The organism is Vescimonas coprocola (assembly GCF_018408575.1).
GTDB classification, from domain to species: Bacteria; Bacillota; Clostridia; order Oscillospirales; family Oscillospiraceae; genus Vescimonas; species Vescimonas coprocola.
In genome coordinates this window covers 2,423,752-2,447,290 of sequence record NZ_AP023418.1, presented here as the reverse complement: position 1 = coordinate 2,447,290, position 23,539 = coordinate 2,423,752, and the positions used below count along the sequence as shown (strand labels likewise).

Annotated in this window: 23 protein-coding genes; 18 read left to right on the top strand and 5 right to left on the bottom strand. The window is 62.5% G+C overall.

What is annotated here, in order from left to right:
* The first annotated feature begins 8 nt into the window (after positions 1 to 8).
* The 9 genes from gcvT to KJS28_RS11835 all read left to right on the top strand — a co-directional run bounded on the left by gcvT (position 9) and on the right by KJS28_RS11835 (position 10,248).
* Positions 9 to 2,654, top strand: coding sequence for a glycine cleavage system aminomethyltransferase GcvT (gene gcvT / locus KJS28_RS11875; protein ID WP_213541146.1), 2,646 nt, complete (start codon positions 9 to 11; stop codon positions 2,652 to 2,654).
* A 78-nt stretch (positions 2,655 to 2,732) separates the two neighbouring features.
* Positions 2,733 to 3,110, top strand: a complete 378-nt coding sequence (gcvH, locus tag KJS28_RS11870; RefSeq protein ID WP_213541145.1) for a glycine cleavage system protein GcvH — start codon at positions 2,733 to 2,735, stop codon at positions 3,108 to 3,110.
* A 1-nt stretch (position 3,111) separates the two neighbouring features.
* A complete protein-coding gene (gene gcvPA, locus KJS28_RS11865; RefSeq protein WP_213541144.1) occupies positions 3,112 to 4,431 on the top strand; it encodes an aminomethyl-transferring glycine dehydrogenase subunit GcvPA in 1,320 nt (439 codons plus the stop codon).
* Entirely contained in the window at positions 4,428 to 5,828 is a 1,401-nt protein-coding gene (gene gcvPB / locus KJS28_RS11860) for an aminomethyl-transferring glycine dehydrogenase subunit GcvPB (protein ID WP_213541143.1), read from the top strand. The genes gcvPA and gcvPB overlap by 4 nt, the downstream gene beginning before the upstream one ends.
* A complete protein-coding gene (locus tag KJS28_RS11855) occupies positions 5,825 to 6,811 on the top strand; it encodes a lipoate--protein ligase (protein WP_213541142.1) in 987 nt (328 codons plus the stop codon). Before gcvPB ends, KJS28_RS11855 begins: the two co-directional genes overlap by 4 nt.
* A 13-nt stretch (positions 6,812 to 6,824) precedes the next feature.
* Complete coding sequence (lpdA, locus tag KJS28_RS11850; protein WP_021859322.1) at positions 6,825 to 8,189, top strand: dihydrolipoyl dehydrogenase; 1,365 nt, start codon at positions 6,825 to 6,827, stop codon at positions 8,187 to 8,189.
* 134 nt (positions 8,190 to 8,323) lie between these two features.
* Positions 8,324 to 9,256: a carbohydrate kinase family protein gene (locus tag KJS28_RS11845; protein WP_213541141.1), complete on the top strand. Its 933-nt coding sequence runs from the start codon at positions 8,324 to 8,326 to the stop codon at positions 9,254 to 9,256.
* Between the two features lie 10 nt (positions 9,257 to 9,266).
* A complete protein-coding gene (locus tag KJS28_RS11840) occupies positions 9,267 to 9,497 on the top strand; it encodes a hypothetical protein (RefSeq protein ID WP_213541140.1) in 231 nt (76 codons plus the stop codon).
* A gap of 121 nt (positions 9,498 to 9,618) precedes the next feature.
* Entirely contained in the window at positions 9,619 to 10,248 is a 630-nt protein-coding gene (locus KJS28_RS11835; RefSeq protein ID WP_213541139.1) for an LptM family lipoprotein, read from the top strand.
* Between the two features lie 97 nt (positions 10,249 to 10,345).
* On the opposite strand, the gene gdhA is transcribed toward KJS28_RS11835, so the two are convergent.
* The gene (gene gdhA / locus KJS28_RS11830; RefSeq protein WP_213541138.1) at positions 10,346 to 11,695 is read right to left on the bottom strand and encodes an NADP-specific glutamate dehydrogenase; all 1,350 of its coding nucleotides are present in this window, start codon (positions 11,693 to 11,695) and stop codon (positions 10,346 to 10,348) included.
* A gap of 511 nt (positions 11,696 to 12,206) precedes the next feature.
* Between gdhA and KJS28_RS11825 the strand changes: the two genes are divergently transcribed.
* On the top strand, positions 12,207 to 13,100 hold the full coding sequence (locus KJS28_RS11825) for a PhzF family phenazine biosynthesis protein (RefSeq protein ID WP_213541137.1): 894 nt from the start codon (positions 12,207 to 12,209) through the stop codon (positions 13,098 to 13,100).
* 112 nt (positions 13,101 to 13,212) lie between these two features.
* The gene (locus KJS28_RS11820; RefSeq protein WP_213541136.1) at positions 13,213 to 13,404 is read left to right on the top strand and encodes an IS3 family transposase; all 192 of its coding nucleotides are present in this window, start codon (positions 13,213 to 13,215) and stop codon (positions 13,402 to 13,404) included.
* A gap of 184 nt (positions 13,405 to 13,588) precedes the next feature.
* Here the strand turns inward: KJS28_RS11820 and KJS28_RS11815 are convergent, their stop codons facing one another.
* Positions 13,589 to 14,344 carry a DUF975 family protein gene (locus KJS28_RS11815; RefSeq protein ID WP_213541135.1) on the bottom strand — a complete coding sequence of 252 codons (756 nt, stop codon included), beginning with the start codon at positions 14,342 to 14,344 and terminating at the stop codon, positions 13,589 to 13,591.
* Positions 14,345 to 14,650: 306 nt separating this feature from the next.
* On the opposite strand from KJS28_RS11815, the gene rsxC reads away from it, so the two are divergent.
* From rsxC to KJS28_RS11785, 6 genes are read left to right on the top strand one after another with little or no spacing between them, the layout of a single operon-like run.
* Positions 14,651 to 16,021, top strand: coding sequence for an electron transport complex subunit RsxC (gene rsxC / locus KJS28_RS11810; protein ID WP_213541134.1), 1,371 nt, complete (start codon positions 14,651 to 14,653; stop codon positions 16,019 to 16,021).
* 3 nt (positions 16,022 to 16,024) lie between these two features.
* Positions 16,025 to 17,077, top strand: a complete 1,053-nt coding sequence (locus tag KJS28_RS11805; RefSeq protein ID WP_213541133.1) for an RnfABCDGE type electron transport complex subunit D — start codon at positions 16,025 to 16,027, stop codon at positions 17,075 to 17,077.
* A complete protein-coding gene (locus KJS28_RS11800; RefSeq protein ID WP_213541132.1) occupies positions 17,074 to 17,667 on the top strand; it encodes an RnfABCDGE type electron transport complex subunit G in 594 nt (197 codons plus the stop codon). Before KJS28_RS11805 ends, KJS28_RS11800 begins: the two co-directional genes overlap by 4 nt.
* An 18-nt stretch (positions 17,668 to 17,685) precedes the next feature.
* Positions 17,686 to 18,339: an electron transport complex subunit RsxE gene (gene rsxE / locus KJS28_RS11795; protein ID WP_213541131.1), complete on the top strand. Its 654-nt coding sequence runs from the start codon at positions 17,686 to 17,688 to the stop codon at positions 18,337 to 18,339.
* A gap of 3 nt (positions 18,340 to 18,342) precedes the next feature.
* Entirely contained in the window at positions 18,343 to 18,930 is a 588-nt protein-coding gene (locus KJS28_RS11790; RefSeq protein ID WP_021859296.1) for an electron transport complex protein RnfA, read from the top strand.
* Positions 18,931 to 18,944: 14 nt separating this feature from the next.
* Entirely contained in the window at positions 18,945 to 19,868 is a 924-nt protein-coding gene (locus KJS28_RS11785) for an RnfABCDGE type electron transport complex subunit B (RefSeq protein ID WP_021859295.1), read from the top strand.
* A 137-nt stretch (positions 19,869 to 20,005) separates the two neighbouring features.
* On the opposite strand, the gene KJS28_RS11780 is transcribed toward KJS28_RS11785, so the two are convergent.
* Genes KJS28_RS11780 through KJS28_RS11770 form a run of 3 tightly spaced genes read right to left on the bottom strand, consistent with a single transcriptional unit; the run spans position 20,006 to position 22,558 of the window.
* A complete protein-coding gene (locus KJS28_RS11780) occupies positions 20,006 to 20,995 on the bottom strand; it encodes an ABC transporter substrate-binding protein (protein WP_213541130.1) in 990 nt (329 codons plus the stop codon).
* A complete protein-coding gene (locus tag KJS28_RS11775; protein ID WP_213541129.1) occupies positions 20,992 to 21,807 on the bottom strand; it encodes an ABC transporter permease in 816 nt (271 codons plus the stop codon). Before KJS28_RS11775 ends, KJS28_RS11780 begins: the two co-directional genes overlap by 4 nt.
* On the bottom strand, positions 21,797 to 22,558 hold the full coding sequence (locus tag KJS28_RS11770) for an ABC transporter ATP-binding protein (RefSeq protein WP_213541128.1): 762 nt from the start codon (positions 22,556 to 22,558) through the stop codon (positions 21,797 to 21,799). Before KJS28_RS11770 ends, KJS28_RS11775 begins: the two co-directional genes overlap by 11 nt.
* Positions 22,559 to 22,855: 297 nt before the next feature.
* On the opposite strand from KJS28_RS11770, the gene KJS28_RS11765 reads away from it, so the two are divergent.
* The gene (locus KJS28_RS11765) at positions 22,856 to 23,503 is read left to right on the top strand and encodes a GntR family transcriptional regulator (RefSeq protein ID WP_213541127.1); all 648 of its coding nucleotides are present in this window, start codon (positions 22,856 to 22,858) and stop codon (positions 23,501 to 23,503) included.
* The last annotated feature ends 36 nt before the right edge of the window (positions 23,504 to 23,539 follow it).

Genomic DNA, 23,539 nt, shown 5'->3' with positions numbered 1-23,539 from the left:
GAAGGAACATGAGCGAACTCAAACGCACCCAGCTGTACGAGACCCATGTGGCGGCCGGTGCCTCCATGGTGGATTTCGGCGGATGGGAAATGCCCGTCCAGTATCCCACGGGAATCGTGGCGGAGCATCTGTACACCCGGCACTTCTGCAGCCTGTTCGATGTGTCCCACATGGGGCGGCTGCTGATCGAGGGGCCGGAGCGGCTGGCATTTTTGCAGCACGTCCTGTCCAGCAACGTGGCGGGTCTGGATCTGAACATGGCCCAGTACTGCATCCTGCCGGACGAGGACGGCGGAGCCGTGGACGATGCGTACCTCTATCGCTTCGAGGAGGAGCGATTCCTGCTGGTGGTGAACGCCGCCAACACGGAGAAGGATCTGATGCATCTGCGCTCCGTGGTGAAGGACTACGACTGCACCATCACGGACATCACCTCCCGGTGGGCCTCCATCGCCGTGCAAGGCCCCAAGTCCAAGGATCTGCTGACCACCCTCTCCGGCGGGGTACAGGTGACGGAGCCGATGAAGAACGCCCTGAACACTCTGACCTTCGAGGGTCATGAGGTGAAGGTGGCCAAGACCGGCTACACCGGCGAGCCTCTGGGCTACGAGGTCTACTGCCGCAGCGAGGACGCTGCGTGGCTGTGGAACCGGCTGGTGGAGCTGGGCGCCCGGCCCGCCGGTCTGGGCGCACGGGACACCCTCCGCATGGAGGCGGGCTTCCCCCTGTACGGCCATGAGATGGGCGTGGATCCCGACGGGCAGAGGATACCCATTTTCGCCGTGCCGCTGGCCAAGTTCGCCGTGAGCTTTGCGCCTCAGAAGGGGGAGTTCATCGGCCGCAAGGCACTGGAGCAGCAGTTTGACGCCTTCCGGCGCATCATGAACCGGGATTTCTCCGACTGCACCGCCCTGCCCCGCCGTATTCTGCCCATCGCCCTGCTGGACCGGGGCGTCATGCGGGCCGGAATGGCGGTATACCGGGGAGAGAAGCAGGTGGGCTGGGTCACCAGCGGCACCATGGTCCCCTACTACGTTGCTGAGGGCGAGGGACTGGAGACGGTCATCACCCAGGAGACCGCCAAGCGGGCCATCGGCCTGTGCTATGTAGACAGCGACGTTCTGACGGACGACGTGGTGGAGGTGGACATCCGGGGCCGCCGGCTGAAGGCCGTGATCCCCGCCCGTCACATGAGCGTGGGGGCTCCGCCCTATGCCCGCCCTTTGTTGTACCGGCGGCCGGAGGACGAGGTGTCTCAGCCCGCCGACCGGGCCGCCAAGGCGCTGGAGCTGCTGCATCTGGCGCAGGATAACCACCAGTGGCGCCAGCGCCAGTGCATCAACCTCATCCCTTCGGAGAACACCCCCAGCCGGGCGGTGCAGCTGCTGGCGGCCAGCGATCCCTCCTGCCGGTACGCTGAGCACAAGAAGATCATCTCCTTCTATGATAAGGATGTATTCTACTATCAGGGCACCAAGTTCATCGACACCGTGGAGCAGCTGCTGGCGGAGCAGATGCGCCAGTATCTGGGCTGCACCCAGGTGGAGACCCGTGTCATCAGCGGGCAGATGAGCAATATGGCTACCTTCTCCGCCCTGATGGACTGGAAGAACCGTCTGGACCGCAAGCACACCCCCCAGCGGCTGGGCTATGTGCTGAACAACCACATCATCCGGGGCGGCCACCTGTCGGCCCAGCCCATGGGCGCTCTGAAGGACTACATCGCCGTGGATCCGGTGACCGAGCGCACCGCCGTGGTGAACTTCCCCGTGTGCCGGGACGATCTGTTCCGCATCGACGTGGAGGAGACCAAGAAGGTCATCGACCGCTACCGTCCGGAGCTTATCATCTTCGGCAAGAGCATGGTGCTGCGCCGGGAGCCGGTGGCGGAGATCCGCCGCTTCGTCACGGAGCAGAATATCCCCACCACCATCATGTACGACATGGCCCATGTGCTGGGTCTGGTGGGTGACCACTTCCAGAAGCCCTTTGAGGAGGGCGCTGAGATCGTCACCGGCTCCACCCACAAGACCTTCTTCGGCCCCCAGCGGGGCGTCATCGGCGTCAACTATCGCCGGGAGGATCTGAAGTGGGGGCTGTGGGAGACCATCCAGTCCCGTGCCTTCCCCGGCAGCGTCTCCAACCACCATCTGGGGACCCAGCTGGGCCTGCTGATGGCGGCCTATGAGATGAACTATTTCAAGGACAGCTATCAGAAGGCCGTCATTGACAACGCCAAGTACTTTGCCAAGGCCCTCCATGAGGCGGGTCTCCACGTGCTGGGCGATCCCGCCATCGGCTACACCGAAACCCATCAGGTGCTGGTGGACGTGGGCTACGGCACCGGCCCGGAGGTAGCCGAGCGGCTGGAGGAGAACAACATCATCGTCAACTATCAGGCCACCCCCGACGAGGAGGGCTTCACCGCCTCCGGTGCTCTGCGGATGGGCGTCAGCGAAATGACCCGGTTTGGCTTCGGCCAGACGGAGTTCACGGAGCTGGCCGGTCTGATGGCGGACTGCATCCTGCGGGGAAAGGACGTAGGGCAGGAGGTTTCCCGTCTCCGCAGCCGCTACACCACCATGCACTACTGCTTCGACGGCCCGGAGTTCCAGACGGCGCTGGAGCAGTTCATGGGCCAGATCGGCTTCTGATCCCGGCGGAACACGTCTAATGAAACACACCTAAATCAGCAGATTTGAATATTTGAAACGAAAACGGAGGAACACATCATGAACTATCCCACCCATTTGCAGTATTCCAAGTCCCACGAGTGGATCCACACCGAGGACGGTGTGGCTGTGATCGGCATCTCTGACTTTGCCCAGCACGCTCTGGGCGACGTGGTGTTTGTGAACCTGCCCGGCGAGGGCGATGAGGTCACCGCCGGTGAGGCCTTTGGCGACGTGGAGTCCGTGAAGGCCGTCAGCGATCTGGTAAGCCCTGTGTCCGGCACGGTGTGCGCCGTCAATGAGGAGCTGCTGGACGCTCCGGAGCTGCTGAACAGCCAGTGCTACGACGCATGGATCATCAAGGTGGAGGGCGTTACCGCCACGGAGGAGCTGCTGGACGCCGACGGCTACGAGGCCTTCTGCCAGCAGGAGGGCTGATATGGGAAGCTATGTTCCCTCCACGCCCGCCCAGCGGCAGGAGATGCTGGAGGCCATCGGCCTTCACGACTTCCGCCAGCTGTACCGGGACGTGCCGGAGGAGATGCTGCTGCGGGACGGGCTGGACCTGCCGGAGGGCATGAGCGAGCTGGAGGTCAGCCGCACCATGACCGCCATGGCCGCCCGGAACACCGCCTACTCTGCTATTCTCCGGGGCGCCGGAGCCTATGACCACTACATTCCCTCACTGGTGAAGTATGTCCCCGCCAAGGAGGAGTTCCTCACCGCCTACACCCCCTATCAGGCGGAGATGAGTCAGGGCATTTTGCAGTCCATCTTTGAGTATCAGACCATGATCTGCCAGCTGACGGGCATGGACGTGTCCAATGCCTCCGTCTATGACGGCGCCACTGCCGCCGCTGAGGCCGCCGCCATGTGCCGGGACCGCAAGCGCCGGGTAACGCTGATCTCCGCTGCAGCCCACCCGGACACCATCAACACCGTCCGCACCTACTGCTACGGCACCGGCGACGAGCTGCGTGTCGTCCCCGTGAAGGACGGCCGCACGGACCCGGAAGCCCTGCGTCAGATGTTGGCCGGGGGCGACGTCTCCGGCGTGTACATCCAGCAGCCCAACTTCTTCGGTCAGCTGGAGGAGGCTGAGGCGCTGGGTGAGATCATCCATCAGGGGGGCGCTCTGTATATTCTGGGGGTGAACCCCATTGCCGCCGCCATCCTCAAGACCCCCAGAGACTGCGGCGCTGATGTGGCCGTAGGTGAGGGGCAGCCTCTGGGGATGCCCCTTGGCTGGGGCGGCCCGTATCTGGGCTTTATGGCCACGGTGCAAAAGCATATGCGTAAGCTCCCCGGCCGCATCGTGGGCCAGACAGTGGACAGCCGTGGCCAGCGCTGCTTCGTTCTGTCTCTGCAGGCCCGTGAGCAGCACATCCGCCGGGAGAAGGCCAGCAGCAACATCTGCTCCAACGAGGCCCTGTGCGCCCTGACGGCCAGCGTCTATATGGCAGCCATGGGGCCGGAGGGCATGGCGGAGGCCGCACGGCAGTGCCTGTCCAAGGCCCACTATCTGGCAAAGGCCCTGTGCGCCATCCCCGGCGTGTCCCTGCGGTATCCGGGGGAATATTTCCACGAGTTCGTCACGGAGCTTCCCCGGGTGCCGGAGGTTCTGGAGGCGCTGGAGCAGCACGGTATTCTGGGCGGCCTGCCGGTAGAGGGCGGCATCCTGTGGTGCGCCACGGAGAAGGTCTCCCGTGCCGTGCTGGATGAGACCGCCGCCGTGGTGAAGGAGGTGCTGAGCAAATGAAGCTGATCTTTGAAAAGAGCGTTCCCGGCCGCCGGTGCAGCATCCTGCCCCGGTGCGACGTGGAGGAGGTGCAGCTGCCGCAGGAGCTGCGGCGACAGGAGGCCCCGGCCCTGCCGGAGCTCAGCGAGGTGGATCTGAGCCGCCACTACACGGAGCTGTGCCAGCACGTCCACGGCGTCAACTGCGGCTTTTATCCGCTGGGCTCCTGCACCATGAAGTATAACCCCCGCATCGACGAGGAGATGGCGGCCCTGCCGGGCTTTGCCGGGGTGCATCCCCTGGCCCCGGAGCACGCCGTGGCCGGATGCCGGGAGGTGCTGGACACCGCCAGCCGCTATCTCTGCCAGATCACCGGCATGGACGGCATGACCTTCCAGCCCGCCGCCGGTGCTCACGGCGAGTTCACCGGCGTGCTGCTGATCAAGCAGTACCACGATGCACGGGGCGATCATCAGCGCACCAAGATCATCGTTCCCGACAGCGCCCACGGCACCAACCCCGCCACCGCCGCCATGTGCGGCTATCAGGTGGTGAATATTCCCTCCGCCGCCGACGGCTGCGTGGATCTGGAGGCTCTGAAGGCGGTGCTGGGAGACGATGTGGCGGGGCTGATGCTGACCAATCCCAACACCGTGGGCATTTTCGACGAGAACATTCTGGAGATCACCCGGCTGGTCCACGAGGCCGGAGGGCTGTGCTACTACGACGGGGCCAACCTCAACGCCGTTATGGGCATCGTGCGCCCCGGCGACATGGGCTTTGACTGCATCCACATGAACCTGCACAAGACCTTTGCCACCCCCCACGGCGGCGGCGGACCCGGTGCAGGCGCCGTGGGCTGCAAGGCGTTTCTGGAGCCGTATCTGCCCCAGTCCGCCATTCTGTCGGAGGGGGAGCACCTGCAGGTGCGGGCCTTCAACGGCAACTTCCTGGTGGTGGTGAAGGCGCTGGCCTACCTGCTGACGCTGGGCCGGGAGGGCATCCCGGAGGCGGCGGAGAACGCCGTTCTCAACGCCAACTATCTCATGCGGCGCATTCAGGGCACCTTCCAGCCCGCCTTTGACCGCATCTGTATGCACGAGTTCGTGCTGGGGCTGGAGGAGTTCAAGAAGGAGACCGGCGTCTCGGCGCTGGATGTGGCCAAGAGTCTCATCGACCGGGGCATCCATCCCCCCACCATGTACTTCCCTCTCATCGTTCATGAGGCACTGATGCTGGAGCCCACGGAGACGGAGAGCCGGGAGACGCTGGATCAGGCGGCGGAGGTGTTCCGCCAGCTGTACCAGCTGGCCCACACTGACCCGGAGACCATGCGTACCGCCCCCCACAATGCCCAGATCGGACGGCCCGACGAGGTGCAGGCGGCCCGCAATCCCATTCTGCGGTGGCAGGCATGATCCGACAGCTGCTGACCTATCGGGACGGCTGCACCGATCCCCACCGGAATCTGGCCACGGAGGCGTATCTGACGGAGACGGTGCCGGAGGATACCTGCATCCTGTATCTGTGGCAGAACCGCCACACGGTGGTCATCGGCCGGAACCAGAACGCATGGCGGGAGTGCCGCACCACGCTGCTGGAGCAGGAGGGCGGCGTGCTGGCCCGGCGGCTCTCCGGCGGCGGGGCGGTGTACCACGACATGGGCAATCTGAACTTCACCTTCTCCCTGCCTACGGCGGATTACGATCTGCGCCGTCAGCAGGAGGTGCTGGTGGCGGCCTGCCGCCGTCTGGGTATCCCGGCGGAGTGCTCCGGCCGCAACGACATTCTCACCGGCGGCCGGAAGTTCTCCGGCAACTCCTTCTATCACCACGGGGGGCGCTCCTTCCACAACGGGACGCTGCTCATCGACGTGGACATGGAGAAGCTGGGCCGGTATCTGGCCCCCTCTCAGGGGAAGCTGGAGAGCAAGGGCGTGGCGTCGGTGCGCTCCCGTGTGGTGAATCTCTCCCAGATACAGCCGGGGCTGACCGTCTCCCACATGGAGGAGGCGCTGTGGGCGGCCTTTTCTGAGGTATACGGCCTCCCCACCCGGCGGCTGGAGCCGTCCCAGCTGGATCAGGCCGCTCTGGAGCGGCACTATCAGTGTTTTCACAGCTATGACTGGGTCTACGGGCAGGCGATGCCCTGCACCTTCTCCTGCGGGGAGCGGTTTCCGTGGGGGGAGTTGACGCTGGAGCTGGCGGTGGAGGGCGGCGTGTGCCGCCACGCCGCCGTGTGGACCGACGCCATGGACGAGAGTTTCGCCCAGCCCCTTGCCAGAGGGTTGGAGGGCTGCCCCTTCCGGGTGGAGGACCTCTGCCTCCGGGTGGAGGAGGCCCCCGCCTGCCGGGAGGTGGCGGCGGACCTGTGCGCCCTGCTGCGGCGGCAGGATATCTGAAAGGAGAACGGCTATGTTTGATCTGCTGGTCATCGGGGCGGGCCCCGGTGGCTATACCGCCGCCGCACGGGCGGCCAAGCTGGGACTTTCCACCGCCATCGTGGAGGAGCGCAGCTGGGGCGGCACCTGCCTGAACCGGGGGTGCGTCCCCACCAAAACGCTGCTCCATGCTTCGGAGGTCTACCGCAGCGCCGCAGACGGCGCCGCCATCGGCATCCACGCAGAGGGTCTGCGGGCGGACATCCCGGAGATCTTCGCCTATAAAGAGCGCATCTCCCGCCAGCTGTGCGGCGGGGTGGAGAGCCTTCTGAAGGGCGCAGGCGTGACGCTGCTGCGGGGCCGGGCCGTCATCACGGCGCCGGGAAGCGTCCGTGTCACCGGCGAGGACGGCGGCGACTATGAGGCCCGGCGCATCCTCATCGCCACCGGCTCCGTGCCGGTGCGGCCCCCCATTCCGGGGCTGGAGCTGGCCATGACCTCCGATGAACTGCTGGAGGGGACGGATCACCTGTACCGCTCCATCGTCATCATCGGCGGGGGCGTCATCGGCGTGGAGTTTGCCACGTTTTACAGCGATCTGGGGTGCAGCGTCACCCTGCTGGAGGGCATGGACCGGCTGCTGCCCAATATGGATCGGGAGCTGGGCCAGAATCTGGCGCTGATCCTGAAAAAGCAAGGGGTGCAAGTCTGTACCCGCTCCATGGTGGATCGTCTGGAGCAGACACCGGAGGGGATCGCCGTCCACTACACCGCCAAGGAGACCCCCGGCTGCGCCGTGGGGGAGGCGGTGCTGTGCGCCATCGGCCGCAGGGCCTTCCGGGATGGACTGTTTGCCCAGGGACTGACGCCGGAGACCAATGGCCACGGTCTGTGGGTGGATGAGCACTACCAAACCAGCATCCCCGGCGTATACGCCATCGGGGATGTGTCCTCCCCGGTGCAGCTGGCCCATGTGGCGGCAGCACAGGGGGCAGCCTGCGTGGAGCACATGGCGGGGCTGTCCGCCGGGGTGTGCATGGACGCCGTACCCAGCTGCATCTACTGCCGGCCGGAGATCGCCGCCGTGGGACTGACGGAGGCGGAGGCCAAGGAGCGGGGCATCCCCGTCAAGACCGGCAAGTGCGTCATGGGCGGCAACGCCCGGACCGTGATCGCAGACCCCGGCCGGTGCTTCATGAAGGTCACGGCCCACGCCGAGACCGGGGCTATTTTGGGGGCGCAGCTGATGTGTCCCAACGCCAGCGACATCATCGGGCAGCTGGGGCAGGCCATTGCCAACGGCATGACACCGGGGCAGCTGCTGGCCGCCATGCGGCCCCACCCCACCTATGAGGAGGCCCTCAGCGAGGCGCTGGAGAGTCTGGCGGGCAAGCTGTAGGGCAGAATTTACGGAAAACCGCAGCGGGAGCGTAACTCCCGCTGCGGTTTTCTCCGTTTTCGTTGACGAAGGGCCGGGGCTTGCGTATAATAGAAGTCGAAATTTGTCACAACGCAGCGAAAGGAGCGGCTGAGATGGGCATTGTGGTTCTGGGCGCCGTATTTGTGGATGTGAAAGGGTATCCCCTGAGCACCTATATCCCCGGCGGGCGCAACGTGGGACGGGTGGAGCAGGTTCCCGGCGGCGTATCCCGCAACGTGGTGGAGGACATCGCCAATGTGGAGCTGCGGCCCACCTTCGTCAGTCTGGTGGACGACACCGGCATGGGGGAGGATGTGGTGCGGCAGCTACGGAACCACAAGGTGAACACCGACTACATCCTCCGGACCCCGGACGGCATGGGGGCGTGGCTGGCGGTATTCGACAACCACGGAGACGTGTGCGCCTCCATCTCCAAGCGGCCGGATCTGCGGCCGCTGGCGGCACTGCTGGACGAGAAGGGTGACGAGATCTTCCGGGACGCCGACAGCATCGCTTTGGAGATCGACATGGATAAGGAACTGGTCAAGCGGGTGTTCGCCTACGCCCGGAAGTACGGCAAGGCGGTATACGCCGTGGTGTCCAACATGAGCATCGCCGTGGAGCGGCGGGACTTTTTGCAGCAGACCAGCTGCTTCGTGTGCAATTTGCAGGAGGCGGGCATCCTGTTCTCCGACGATTACAGTGAAAAGACCCCGGCGGAGATGGAGGAGCTCCTGCGGCTGAAGGTCCGCAGCGCCCGTATCCCCCGGATGATCGTCACCATGGGCGAGCAGGGAGCCGTGTACGCCGAGATGGACGGCGAGAGCGGCATCTGCCCCGCCACCCGGGTGGAGGTGCAGGACACCACCGGGGCCGGGGACGCCTTTTTCGCCGGGGCCACCATCGGACTTACCTACGGCAAGACGCTGGGGCAGTCCTGCGCCATCGGCAGCCGGTTGGCAGCCTCCGTCATCTGCACCAGCAGCAACGTCTGCCCCCGGTTCCTGCCGGAGGAGTTCGGGCTGGACGTCACTGTGACGGAGTGAGGTGCAGGGAATGAAAAAGCTTCGGGAATGTGAAAACGATACCCTGCTGGTGGCGCTGCTGCTGGCGGGCATCCTCATGGTGATGGGAGCCTACCGCATTTTCTCCTATCTCTGCGAAAACGCCCAGATGGACGCTGTTACCTTCCTGCTGGGCGGGGCCTGCGCCCTGCTGGCGGTGGGCGGTTTTCTGCTGGCACGGGCCAGCTTCCGGCGGCTGAAGGAGCTGCACCTGGGGCAGTAGGCATTTCTTGCCGCAGCAGTCTTGTCTGATCCCTTGTCAAGTGAACAGAGATATGATATAGTGTGTGGAGGGCATGAAGCCCTATGAGAAAGAGAACAACGACGGAGAAAGGAAGCAACCTATGAAAAAAGTGATTTCCCTGATGCTGGCGCTGGTGCTGGCGCTGAGCCTTACCGCCTGCGGCGGCAAGGCCGGCCCGGAGGGCGTAGTGGGCCAGTTCTGCAAGGGATTGCAGGAGCTGGACGAGAAGGCCATTGCCCAGTGCTTTGAAAACGGTGACGATCTGGAGCTGTCGGATCTGGAGGACGTGGACAGCGACGATGCCGTGGCCCAGAAGATCATGGACTTCATGAAGTCCTGCGCCGGGCAGCTGAAGTATCAGGTGGGCGAGGCCACCGTGGACGGCGATACCGCCACGGTACCGGTGGAGTTCACCTATGTCAATGCAGGGAGCCTGATGACGGAGATCCTGACGGAGTACATCTCTGAGGCGTGGTCTCTGGCTCTGAGCGGTGCCGACGATGAGAAGCTGGCTGCCGCCTTCGAGGAGGTCTTTGATGAAAAGACCACGGGGGCCGACTTCCCCACCATGACGGCGACGCTGACCATCCCCTGTGTCCAGACGTCGGACGGCTGGAAGATCTCCTCCAGTGCCGACAACAGCGAGGAGCTGTCGGATCAGCTGCTGGATATCCTCACCAGCAACATCTATGGGGCGCTGGAGGACTTCGGCGCCGGTCTGCTGGGGTAAATTCTCTTTTATAAGAACGGCAAAGGACCGGGTGCTTCAAGCACCCGGTCCTTTGCCAATGGTGGAGAAAAGAGTAAGGAAGAAAACGAAAGCAATGTTAACAGACACCCTGCGCCAGCATGGCGTCCGCCACCTTGCGGAAGCCGGCGATATTGGCACCGTCCAACAGGTTGCCGGGGACGCCGTATTCCACGGAGGCGTCGTAGATGTTGTGGAAGATGTCCAGCATGATCTGATGCAGGCGCTGGTCTACCTCGTCGAAGGTCCATGCCAGGCGCATACTGTTCTGGCACATCTCCAGACCGCTGACAGCCACGCCGCCGGCGTTGGCGGCCTTGGCGGGGGCGAACAGGACGCCACCCTCCCGCAGCACCTCGATGGCGGCAGGGGTGCTGGGCATATTGGCCCCCTCCGCCAGTGCCATGGCACCGCCGCGGACGATGCGCCGGGCCGTCTCGGCGTCGATCTCATTCTGGGTGGCACAGGGCAGGGCCACGTCGCAGGGGACGGACCACAGATCCCGGAAGTCGCTGCGGAACTCGCTGCCGGGGACCAGCTGGGCATACTCCCGGATGCGGCCACGGCGGCGGAGCTTGATGTCCTTCACCACGTCCAGCCGGATGCCCTCCGGGTCGTAGATGCAGCCGTTGGAGTCACTCATGGTGATGACCTTGGCCCCCAGCTCCTGCGCCTTCTGGCAGGCAAAGATGGCCACGTTGCCGCTGCCGGAAATGGCCACTCGCTTGCCCTGCAGGCTCTCCTGCTTCATGCAGTGCAGCATCTCCTCCGTCAGGTAGCACAGGCCGTAGCCGGTGGCCTCGTTGCGGGTCAGGGAGCCGCCGAAGGACAGGCCCTTGCCGGTAAGGACGCCGCCGTCGAAGCTGTCACGGATGCGCTTATACTGGCCGAACAGGTAGCCGATCTCCCGGCCACCCACGCCGATGTCCCCGGCGGGGACGTCCACGAACTGGCCGATGTGCCGCTGAAGCTCCGTCATGAAGCTCTGGCAGAAGCGCATGACCTCCCGGTCGCTCTTGCCCTTGGGGTCAAAATCGGAACCGCCCTTGCCGCCGCCCATAGGAAGGCCGGTGAGGCTGTTCTTCAAGATCTGCTCGAAGCCCAGAAATTTCAGGATGGACAGGTTCACCGACGGATGGAACCGCAGGCCCCCCTTGTAGGGGCCGATGGCGGAGTTGAACTGCACCCGGTAGCCCCGGTTCACTCGGATGCGGCCGGTATCATCCATCCACGGGACACGGAAGGCCACCACACGCTCCGGCTCCACGAACCGCTCCAGCAGGGCGGCCTCCCGGTACTCCGGGTGGCTGTCGATCATCAGGTCCAGGCTCTCCAGCACCTCCCGCACGGCCTGATGGAACTCCTTCTGTTCGGGATCCCGTGCTGCCAGGTCACTGTAAACCTGCTGCAAATAAATGCTTTTCAACATGACATTCGCCCCTTTCCTCGGCGGTTTTAATATGTCCATAAGGATACGAGGAAATGCGGGAATGTGCAATGTCAAAATTCCATGAAATCCGCCACCCGGAGCAGCATGGTTTCGTATTTTTCTCCAAACTGCGTGCATTTGTCCTTGCATTGTGTACACTCCTCCATTCTTTGTGTCGTTCGCACAAAGAACGTGAGAAATTTTGTGCATCGTGTACAAGGTTTTGCGTTCATCCGACGCCATTGGCTTCCGGGAGGTAGGCTGGCAGCGCTGCACGGGCGAAATCTCGGATGCGGATGTGTCACGCTACCGGTTCTTCCCGGAAAAACGGCGGCGACCATTGACGCTGCCTTGTAGGCAGCCGTTTTCCCGGCATGGCGCAGTCTGTGGGTGAAGAAACAGCTTTACAGTCGGAGGGGACTATGATATAAAGAAGTCAGAGACAAGGCCACGAAACAGGCAGCGCTGCGGCATCGCAGGAAGCCTGCCTGTCAGAAAGGAGAATCAGCACATGAAATTCCAGATCGTAGATGCATTTACCCGGCAGACCTTCGGCGGCAACCCCGCAGGTGTCGTTCTGCTGCCGGAGGGGGCGGACTTCCCCGCAGATGAGACTATGCGGAAAACGGCGGCGGAGCTGCGCTACTCCGAGACGGCCTTCATCAGGCCCCTGGGCGGGAACCGCTTCCATATCCGCTACTTCACCCCCGCTGCGGAGGTGGAGCTGTGCGGCCACGCCACCATCGGCAGCTTCCACGCTCTGCAGGAGATGGGACTGGTAGCCGAGGGCGGCACCTACATCGATGAGACGCTCTCCGGTACGCTGGAGGTGGTGGTGGGCAAGGACGCCATCCTCATGGACATGGCCAAGCCCCAGACCTTCCAGCGGCTGGAGACGCCGGAGGAGCTGGAGGAGCTGTACCACATCATGGGGCTCTCCGCCGACGGACAGGGCGCCGTGACCGGGAAGCCGGAGCTGACGCTTCTGCCCCAGAAGGTGTCCACCGGTTTGACGGACATCATGATGCCCGTGGCCGATGAGGCGGAACTGGAGAAGATCGCACCGGACTTCCCGGCTCTGACGGAGCACTCCCGCAGGTATAACGTGGTGGGGGTCCACGCCTTCACCGTCAACACCACCGACGGCATGATCCATGCCCGGAACTTCGCTCCCCTGTATGACATCGATGAGGAGGCCGCCACCGGCACCTCCAACGGGGCGCTGGTCTACTATCTGTACCGGCACGGGCTGGTGGAGCTGGACAAGGTGTACACTGTGGTGCAGGGCGAGAAGATGGGGCGGCCTTCCATGATCTCCGCTCAGGTCATCCTGAAGGACAGCCAGCCCTTCGTCAAGGTGGGCGGCCCGGCCGTGACGTTGGTTCGGGGGGAGATTGAGCTGTAAAGGCGAAGCTATGCGATAAAGAAGGCGCAGGCTGGGCTGAACTGCACCCCATTTGTTGGGCAGTATGGGATACTGTTAAGGTTGGCAGTACCAGATGAGGACTTACCAGCGGATGCTGAAAGAAAAAGGCACTACACAAAGTATGTCTCGTAAAGCGACCTGCTTGGATCATGCTGTCGCCGAACATTTCTTTGGGCTGCTTAAAACGGAATTGTTCTATTTAGAAAAGCTCGATTCCATTGACCAACTCGAAAAGGTCATTGTTGCGTATATCGGTTACTACAATAGCCACAGAATCAAATGAAAACTAAACGGCCTGAGTCCTGTGCAGCACAGGACTCAGGCCGTTCAAGCCGCTTAATTCTTGTTTTTGTCTGACTTTTGGGGGTCACTTCCGTGGGGGTGCGGCTCTTTTATCGATCGCTGCAGGCGGCCGCAAGGGCCGCCCCTACGGGTGGTTTGCGGCAGCTTCATACAATAAGGTGGCCTTACAGCTCCGGGCCGAAGGGGTCCGTGGGGCGGAAAGTATCGTCGGGCTGCTCAGGACGGGCCTGCCAGCCGATGCCCTTGATGCGCTTGATCTCCTGAAAATAGCCGATGTTGGTCTGGATGATATAGGGAGCGATCCAGATGGAGAGGATGCCCAGCGTCAGGCTGCACAGGAGGTTCCAGCCGATGAAGGTCAGGTCCAGCAGGAACAGGTCGCCCTTATACCCGGCGGTCTGTGCCTTGCTCATGCTGATGGCCTCCATGACGCCTATATCGGGGTTCTCACACAGGTTATAGATGGCAAAACGGTAGCGGTAGCCGGCGATGATACCGGGGATGATAAACAGCATGGACCACAGGAAAACATAGAGGGTAATGACGATATTCAGCAGGATCAGCTTGCCGATGAAGCCGAAGCCGTCGAAGAGGGTGGCGTAAGGCATCTCCTCGCCCCGGCGCACGCCCAGATGGTACAGCACCCAGCCGCCCTGCAGCAGTACCCGCAGCAGCCAGCACACCACCGCCACCAGCGTCACCACCGTGGTGGGCAGAGCCACCGGGTAGAGATAAGAGGGGATGGGGACGTTGGGGAAATACGTCTGCATATAGAGCGCCACGTCGCCGTTGACGTAGACGCTGGCCCCCTGCAGCAGCTCCGTCAGGGCCAGATAGAGCAAAGCGAACAAATAGGCAGAGACGGCGGCGGTGCGGACAACGCCCTTGGCCTCCTGCTTCAGCTCAATACGGTTCATCATGTGTTTTGTGTCCTTTCTCTCCTGCGGTCTGTGCCGCAGGATATCTATATAGGTGTTTATTTTATCATATAGCCTTCCCATTTGGCAAGAGGTGCATCCCAACTGCGCCGGTGGGATAAAATGGATATTTCGGAAAAACGTGGACAAACACGGACAAACGTGCGTGAAGGCGGAGTTCCCAGTCTCCAGTATTCAAAAAGTGACAAAAATGAGAGCTTAGGTCTTGCCAACGGGGCAATTTTGTTGTAGACTAATGTGCAGTATGTGGTGGCGTAGCCACCAAGGAGTAAGATGAGGTGAAAGACAATGGCACAAGCTTTCTTTGGCGGCGTTCATCCCAATGACATGAAGGCCGCAACCAATGAAAAGGCCATCGAACAGCTGGAAGCCCCGGCTGAGGTGGTCATTCCCATGTCTATGCACATCGGTGCGCCTTGCAAGCCTATCGTTGCGGTGGGCGACAAGGTGACCATCGGTCAGAAGATCGGTGAACCCGGCGGTTTCGTGTCCGCTCCCATTCATGCGAGCGTGTCCGGTACCGTAAAGGCCGTGGAGCCCCGCCCCTTCTCTATGGGCGGCACCATGATGTCTGTGGTGATCGAGAACGATTTTCAGAACACCGTGTGCCCGGACATTCATCCCGTGGAGGATCCCGACAGCCTGGCTCCCGAGCAGCTGGTGGAGATCGTCAAGAACGCCGGTATCGTGGGTCAGGGCGGTGCGACCTTCCCCACCCATGTGAAGATCAGCTCCGGCCTCGGCAAGGTGGACTATGTGATCATCAACGCCGCCGAGTGCGAGCCCTACATCACCGGCGACCACCGCACCATGCTGGAGCGTCCGGAGCAGGTGGTCAAGGGCGCTACGCTGCTGGCCAAGTGCTTCGGCGTGGAGCACGTGTACATCGGCATCGAGGCCAACAAGCAGAATGCGGCCGACGTGCTCAACAAGACCATCGCTGAGCTGAACGCTCCCGTGGTGGTGGAGGTCCTGCACACCCGGTATCCCCAGGGCGCTGAGAAGCAGCTGTGTCAGGCTGTCTCCGGCCGTCAGGTCCCCTCCGGCAAGCTGCCCGCCGACGCAGGCTGCTGCATCTTCAACCTGAACACCACCTGCGCCATCTACCGTGCGGTGTATACCGGTATGCCCGTGGTGAACAAGATCGTCACCGTGTCCGGCTCCGGCGTCATCGAGCCCAAGAACATCGAGTGCCCCATCGGCACCCCCATCTCCAAGCTGTTCGACGCCTGCGGCGGCCTGCGGGAGGATACCTACAAGCTGATTATGGGCGGCCCCATGATGGGTCTGGCCCAGTACAATGTGGACGTCACCGTGGGTAAGGGCACCGGCGCCATGCTGGCCTTTGCCGGCAGGGAGGAGCAGTACGAGGAGCATCCCCAGTGCATCCGCTGCGGCAAGTGCGTGGGCGTTTGCCCCATGCGGCTGGAGCCTGTGTTCATGTACAAGTACCTGATGAAGGGCGATGTGGACACTTGGCAGAACACCCTCCACGGCATGGACTGCATCGAGTGCGGCGCCTGCACCTATATCTGTCCTGCCCGTCTGCCGCTGATCCATGCCTTCCGCATGGGCAAGCAGAAGGTCAATAATGCGAGAATGGCCGCCAAGGCCAAGGCGGAGGCCGAAAAGGCAGCTGCCGAGAAGAAGGAGGCGTAAGCAATGACGGATTACAAAAATTTGAAGCTGATCGCATCCTCCTCTCCCCATATCCGCTCCAAGGATAACACCCGGAGCATCATGCTGGATGTCATCATCGCCCTGCTGCCCGCTCTGGTCATGAGCATCTATGTGTTCGGCGTGCGGGCCCTCACCATGGTGCTGGTGTCCGTGGCCGCCTGCGTGTTCTGGGAGTGGGCCTATCGCAAGCTCCTGAAGAAGCCCCAGTCCATCGGCGATCTGTCCGCTGTGGTCACCGGTATCCTGCTGGCCTTTGTCTGCCCCCCCACCACACCGGTGTGGATGCTGATCATCGGCGGCTTCTTCTCCATCGTGGTGGTCAAGCAGCTCTACGGCGGCATCGGCTGCAACTTCGTCAATCCCGCTCTGGTGGGCCGTGCCATGCTGCTGGCCAGCTATGCCAGCGCCATGACCCATTGGGTGGGCTTCGGCTCCAAGCTGCCTCTGGTGGGCTCCACTGCCGACGTGGTGACCAGCTCCACCCCCATGGCTGTGATGAAGGGCATCTTCTCCGCCGAGACGGCTGAGGATGCACTGGCGGCGGTCAATGACCTGACCTCCACCTTCTCCATCAGCGATATGTTCATCGGCCGCATCGGCGGCTCTCTGGGTGAGACCTCTGCGCTGGCCCTGCTGACGGGCTTTGTGTATCTGCTGCTGCGTAGGGTCATCAACTGGCAGATCCCCGTGTGCTACATCGGCACCGTGGCGGTGCTGACCCTGATCTCCGCTCCCGCCGGTATGAGCGCTGTGGACTTCATGCTCTACAACGTCTTTGGCGGCGGCCTGATGCTGGGCGCCATCTTTATGGCCACCGACTATGCCACCTCCCCTGTGACCAAGCTGGGGCAGGCCATCTTCGGCGTGGGCTGCGGCCTTATCACCTGCTTCATCCGCCGGTTCGGCTCCTATCCCGAGGGTGTGTGCTACTCCATCCTCATTATGAACTGCACCACCTGGCTGCTGGATAAGTACATCCGGCCCACCATCTACGGTGCCATCAAGAAAGACAAGAAGGAGGCGGCTGCAAAATGAAGATCTCCGGTAAGTTTATTCTGAAGGTCGCCGGTACGCTGACCATCATCTCTCTGGTGGTGGCTCTGCTGCTGGGTCTGGTCAACGGCGTCACCGCCGACAAGATCGCCGCCATGAACGCCGCCGCTACTCAGACGGCTCTGGAGGCCGTCACCGAGGCCGGCAGTACATACGACGAGATCACCTCCATTCCTCAGGAGGTCATGGACGCCGCCAAGGAAATGGGCGGTACGCTGGAGGAGATGTACACGGTCACCTTCGACGGCCAGCCTGCCGGCTACGCTGTGAAGCTGACGGCCAGCGGCTCTCAGGGCCTCATCGAGATGGTCATCGGCGTGGATGCCGAGCAGAAGATCACCGGTATCTCCGTGGTGAGTCACTCCGAGACCTCCGGTATCGGCACCAAGGTGTGCGGCAATATGCCCAATGACGACGGTGTACCCGTTCTGGACCAGTTCGTTGGCATGAGCGGCGCAGGCACTCTGAAGGTGGGCAAAACCGTCACCGCCATCTCCGGCGCCACCGTTTCCACCAAGGGCGTGACCAAGGGTGCCAACGCAGCGCTGGCCGCTGTGGCCGCTCTGGGTTAAGAGAGGAGGAGCTGAGATATGAATTTCGGTAAGCAATTCAAAGAGGGTCTGATCACTCAGAACCCCGTTCTGGTACAGCTGCTGGGTATGTGCTCCACCATGGCCATCACCACCTCGTTCTTCAACGGTCTGGGTATGGGCGTGTCGGTGCTCATCATCCTGACGCTGTCCAATGTCTTTATTTCCATGCTGCGCAAGATCATCCCCAATGAGGTGCGTATCGCCTGCTTCATCGTGGTCATCGCCGGCTTCGTGACCTGCGTGGACCTGTTGCTGAAGGCCTTTGTGCCGGCGCTGTCCTCCTCTCTGGGTGTGTTCATCCCCCTGATCGTGGTGAACTGCATCATCCTGGGCCGTGCCGAGGCGTTTGCCTCCAAGAACCCCGTGGGTGCCTCCGCCGTGGACGGCATCTGCCAGGGTATCGGCTACACGCTGGTACTGATCTGTATGTGCGTGGTGCGTGAGCTGCTGGGCAGCGGTAAGTTCGGCGGCGGCCTGCTGGGCGGCGGCGGACTGGGCAGCGCCCCCGGCATCACCATCTTCCCCGAGGAGTTCGGCATCAAGATCCTGACCATGCCCGTGGGCGGCTTCCTGACGCTGGGCGCCCTCATTGCTCTGATGCAGTGGGCCATGGCCAAGAGCAACGCAAAAAAGGAAAAGGAGGCCAAGTAAGCTATGAAAGTGACTGAACTGTTGGCCATCGCCCTTGGCGCTATCCTGACCAATAACTTTATTTTCTCCCAGTTCTTGGGCATCTGCCCCTTTATGGGCGTGTCCAAGAAGATCGACACCGCTGTCGGTATGGGCGCAGCCGTGACCTTCGTGATGGGTCTGGCCTCCGCCCTGTGCTACCCCGTCAATAAGCTGCTGGACAATCTGGGGCTTGGCTTCATGCAGACCGTGGCCTTCATTCTGGTCATCGCCGGTCTGGTGCAGTTCGTGGAGATGTTCCTGAAGAAGAACATTCCCACCCTGTACGCCGCTCTGGGCGTGTACCTGCCCCTGATCACTACCAACTGCGCCGTTCTGGGCGTGGCTCTGCTGAACACTCAGAACAGCTACAACTTCGTCGCTTCCGTGATCTATGGCATCACCGGCGGTCTGGGCTTCCTGCTGGCTATCTTCCTGTTTGCGGCTGTCCGTGAGCAGCTGGATGTCTCCAGCGAGTGCCCCAAGGCCTTCGAGGGCTTCCCCATCGCACTGGTCACCGCCGGTCTGATGGCTCTGGCCTTCATGGGCTTCAGCGGCCTGCAGGTCTGGTAAGGAGGTAGAAAATCATGGATTTTACAACGATCATCTGGGCGGTCGTGGTTCTGGGCGCTCTGGCCATCGTGTTTGGCCTGATCCTGGCTGTCGCCGCCAAGGTCTTTGAGGTGGAGGTAGACCCCCGCCTGCCGGAGATCCAGGCCTGTCTGGCCGGCGCTAACTGCGGCGGCTGCGGCTATCCCGGCTGCGCCGGCTGCGCCGAGGCCATTCTGGCCGGCAAGGCTCCCGTCACCGCCTGCGCTCCCGCAGGCGCCGAGGGCGCTGCCAAAATCGCTGCCATCATGGGCATGGAGGCTCCCTCTGGCGAGAAGATGGTGGCTCACGTGCTCTGCAACGGCGGCACCAACGCCGTGAAGAACTTCGAGTACCGGGGCGTGCAGGACTGTCTGGCCGCCACCAAGGTCTGCGGCGGCGACGCTCTGGCCTGCAAGTACGGCTGTCTGGGCTTCGGCTCCTGCGTGGCCGCCTGCAAGTTCGATGCGCTCCACATCGGTCCCAACGGCGCTGCCGTGGTGGATAAGGAGAAGTGTACCAACTGCGGCGCCTGCCGTGAGGCCTGTCCCCGGAAGCTCATTGTGGAGGTCCCCTATTCCAAGAAGGTATTCGTCAACTGCTCCAACAAGGATAAGGGTCCCGCCGTCACCAAGGTCTGCGCCAACTCCTGCATCGGCTGCGGTATGTGCCAGCGCACCTGTAAGTTCGACGCTATCCACGTGGTAAACAACGTGGCCGTCATCGACTACACCAAGTGCAAGGGCTGCACCATGTGCGCCAAGGCCTGCCCCCGCAACGCCATTGAGCCCATCCCCACTCCCGAGGAGAAGGAGAAGTTCAAGGCTGCGCAGAAGGCCGCTGCCGAGAAGAAGGCTGCTGCCGCCAAGGCCGCCGCTGAAAAGGCTGCCGCCGAGAAGGCCGCTGCCCCCAAGGCGGAGTAAGGTCTCCCTATTGATTGAAAAGAGCCGTCACGCATAGCGTGACGGCTCTTTTTACTGCCGGGAGCGCCCGCTGCGATAGCATGAGGGCCGCCGGTGGGCAGCCCTCATGCTTCTCCGGCGAGGGGCAACTGCTGCCCTTAGCTTGCCTTTTGGGCGAAGGAGTTATCCACCAGACGGTCGAAGTCCACCCATTCCTCCTGCTTCAGTTGTCCGGCGGTGGTCATCACCGTCTCCAGCCGCTCCAGCGCCGCCTGCTCCATCACCGGCGTCAGGTTCCATGCATCGATCTCCCGGTGCCGGGCGCAGACCCGTTCCAGAACCGCCAAATCCGTATCCGGGAACTGTCCGCAGATGGCCTCCGCCACCTCCCGGTCCGTATGCTCCGCCACCCAGCGCTGAGCACGGGCGATGGCGTTGGTGAAGCGCTGCACCGTACCGGCGTTGGCCGTCAGGTAGCTGCGGTTGGCGAAATAGGCAGTATAGGGGATCTCGCCGCTCTCCTGCCCGATGGAGCAGAGGATGTATCCCTTGCCCGCCTGCTCCACCTCCGTGGCGGTGGGCTCGAACAGCGTCACATAGTCCCCTCCGCCACCGGTAAAGGCACCGGCCATCATGTTGAACTGCACGGAGGTGTCCACGGTCACGTCCTCACCGGGGGTCAGTCCGTGCTGGCGCAGGACGTACTCCAGCGTCATCTCCGGCACGCCCCCGGCCCGGCCGCCGATGATGGTGCTGCCCCGCAGGTTCTCCCAGCGGAAGGGGCCATCGCTGCGGCCCACCAGAAACGAGCCGTCCCGCCGGGTCAGCTGGGCGAAGATCACCGGAGGATCCTCCTTGCCCTGCTGGGCCACGTAGATGCTGGCCTCCGGCCCCGCCAGCCCTATGTCCGCCTGACCGGACACCACGGCGGTCATGACCTTGTCGGCGCCGCCGCCGTTGCTCAGCTCCACCGTCAGGCCCTCATCAGCGAAGAACCCCTGACTGATGGCCACATACTGCGGCGCATAGAATACGGAGTGGGTGACTTCGCTGAGCCGCACCACAGTGGTCTCCTGCGGTTGGGAACAGCCCGCCATCGCCGGAAGCACCATACACACCGCCAGCAGGCAGGCAAATACCTTCTTCATGACTGTACCCCCCAAGTTCGATTCAATATTTTCTCCACCCGCAGCACCAGCTGGTACATCACCACCGCCGCCAGCGCCAGGATCAGCACGCTGGTCATCACCAGATCCATGTTGAACACCTGCGACCCGTAGACGATGAGATAGCCCAGCCCTGCACGGGAAACGAGAAACTCGCCCATAATGACGCCCACCCACGACAGACCCACATTTACCTTCAGGGTGTTGAAGAGGGTAGGGCAATTGGCGGGAAACACCAGCAGCCACAGCATCTGGCTCCGCCTGGCCCCCAGAGAGCGCATGAGCCGCAGCTTCTCCGGGTCTGTGGTCATAAAACCCTGATACATGGTCAGGATGGTGACGATCAGGGAGATGGCCAGCGTCATGACGATGATGGCCCCCATCCCGGCCCCCATCCACACGATAAAGATCGGCCCCAGCGCCGTTTTCGGCAGGGCGTTCAGCACCACCAGATAGGGGTCCAGCACACGGGCCAGCTTCTCCCACCACCACATGGCCACGGCGATGGCGGTTCCCAGTAGTGTTCCGGCGGTGAAGCCCACCACCGTCTCCAGACACGAGGTGCCGATGTGCCGCCACAGGTCCCCGCTGTGCCACAAGCTTTGCAGGGTACCAGCCATGCGGCTGGGGCTGCTGGTGAGGAAGCCGTCGCTGAGGCCCAGCCGGGTGGTAAGCTCCCACAGGACGAACAGACCCGCCAGCAGGCACACCTGCCACAGCCGGATCGACCGCTTTCTCCGGCGGTAGTCCCGCAGATATTGCAGCCGCCGGGGCGAAGGAGCGCTATCCTTCATGCACTTCCAGCTCCTTCCAGATGGACTTGAAATACCCGGCGAAGGCCGGGTGATCCCGCCGCTGCAAGGGCGGCACCCCCTGCAGCTGGGTCAGCCGGTGGATGCTCTTCACCACCGCCGGGCGGTGACTCAGCACCACCACCCGGTCCGACAGGCTGATGGCCTCGGAGATATCATGGGTCACCAGCAGCGCCGTCTTGCCCTCCTGCCGTATGATGCGGTAGATATCCGCCGATACGGCCAGTCTTGTCTGATAGTCCAGCGCCGAAAAGGGCTCATCCAGCAGCAGCACCTTGGGCTGAGCCGCCAGCGTCCGGATCAGGGCGCACCGCTGGCGCATCCCGCCGGAGAGCTGGGAGGGCCGCTTCTGAGCGAAGTCCGCCAGCCCGTAGCGCTCCAGCAGCTCCCGGACATGGGCCTGCCGCTGCGGCGTATTCTCACCCCGTACCGTCAGGCCCAGCGTCACGTTGCCCCAGATGCTGCGCCACTCGAACAGCTGGTCCCGCTGGGGCATGAACCCCACCTTCCGGGAGGGCCCGCACACCGGCTCCCCATCCAACTCCAGACTGCCGCCTGAAAGTCGTTCCAGTCCTGCCAACGCCGACAGCAGGGTGGATTTTCCGCAGCCGGAGGGACCCACGATGCTGCAAAATTCCCCCTCCTGCACATCGAAGGAGACATCCCGCAGCGCCTCTACCTCCCCGTCCGGGGACTGGTACACGAAGGCGGCGTGCAGGAGCTGTATCATCATATCCGTCCTCCCTTGCCATTGGGCATTGCGCCCGGATCGGAGAATGTCTCTCCGCCCTTATCCTATGCCCCCGGTTCAGGGTGGGTCACAGGAAAAGTACCGCTCTGCCGGTGGACTTTCCGGCGGCGATGGCTTGCCAACATGGAAGCATCTGAAAAAATTGACGGAAATTTTACGTTTTTTATAAAAAATTAAAAATTAAATTGGAGGTTTCGTGTATTGCAATTTATCTAAAGACGGATTATCATAAGAACGTAAACAGCGAGAAAAACGCAACAAGGACAAACGGTGAAGCACATGGCACTGAAAAAGAATCTGGATGTGACCATCCACGAAGCATTCCTGGAGGAGATCTTACAGGGCAACTGGAAGCCGGGGCAGGCGCTGAATCTGGACGATCTGGCGGAGCGCTACGGCGTCAGTCGGACCCCCATCCAGCAGGCCCTGAAACGGATGCATACCCAGGGCATGGTGGTTTTTTCCAGCAAGGGACACTTCTCCGTGCCCGCCTTCAGTGAGAAGGAGGTCTGCGATATCATCGAGATGCGGCTGCTGCTGGAGCATCAGGCGCTGACGGATATCCAGAACAAGCTCCTGCCCATGGACTTCGAGACGCTGGAGCGTCTGGCGGGGGAGTGTGTAGCCTCCAACAAGACGTCCAACATCGTCCAGACCCGGCGCACCGATCTGGATTTCCACCGGATACTGGTGGAGCAGGCCGGGAACCGCTGTCTCAGTGAGGTCTATGACCGCATTCAGGGCCAGTTCATCGTGGCCAACTACCTTCTTACCAGCCACACCCGCTCCCAGCAGCAGGTAGCCTCCGATGACCATGAGCGGCTGCTGGCAGCCCTGAAGGCCGGAAACTTCACCCGGGCCCACGACATCATCGAGAATCACATTCAGGGCGCCTGCCAGAAAATTCTGGCGAAAATGAACGCATAAGCAAAACGATATCCCTTCCCCATCATGGGCGGCCGC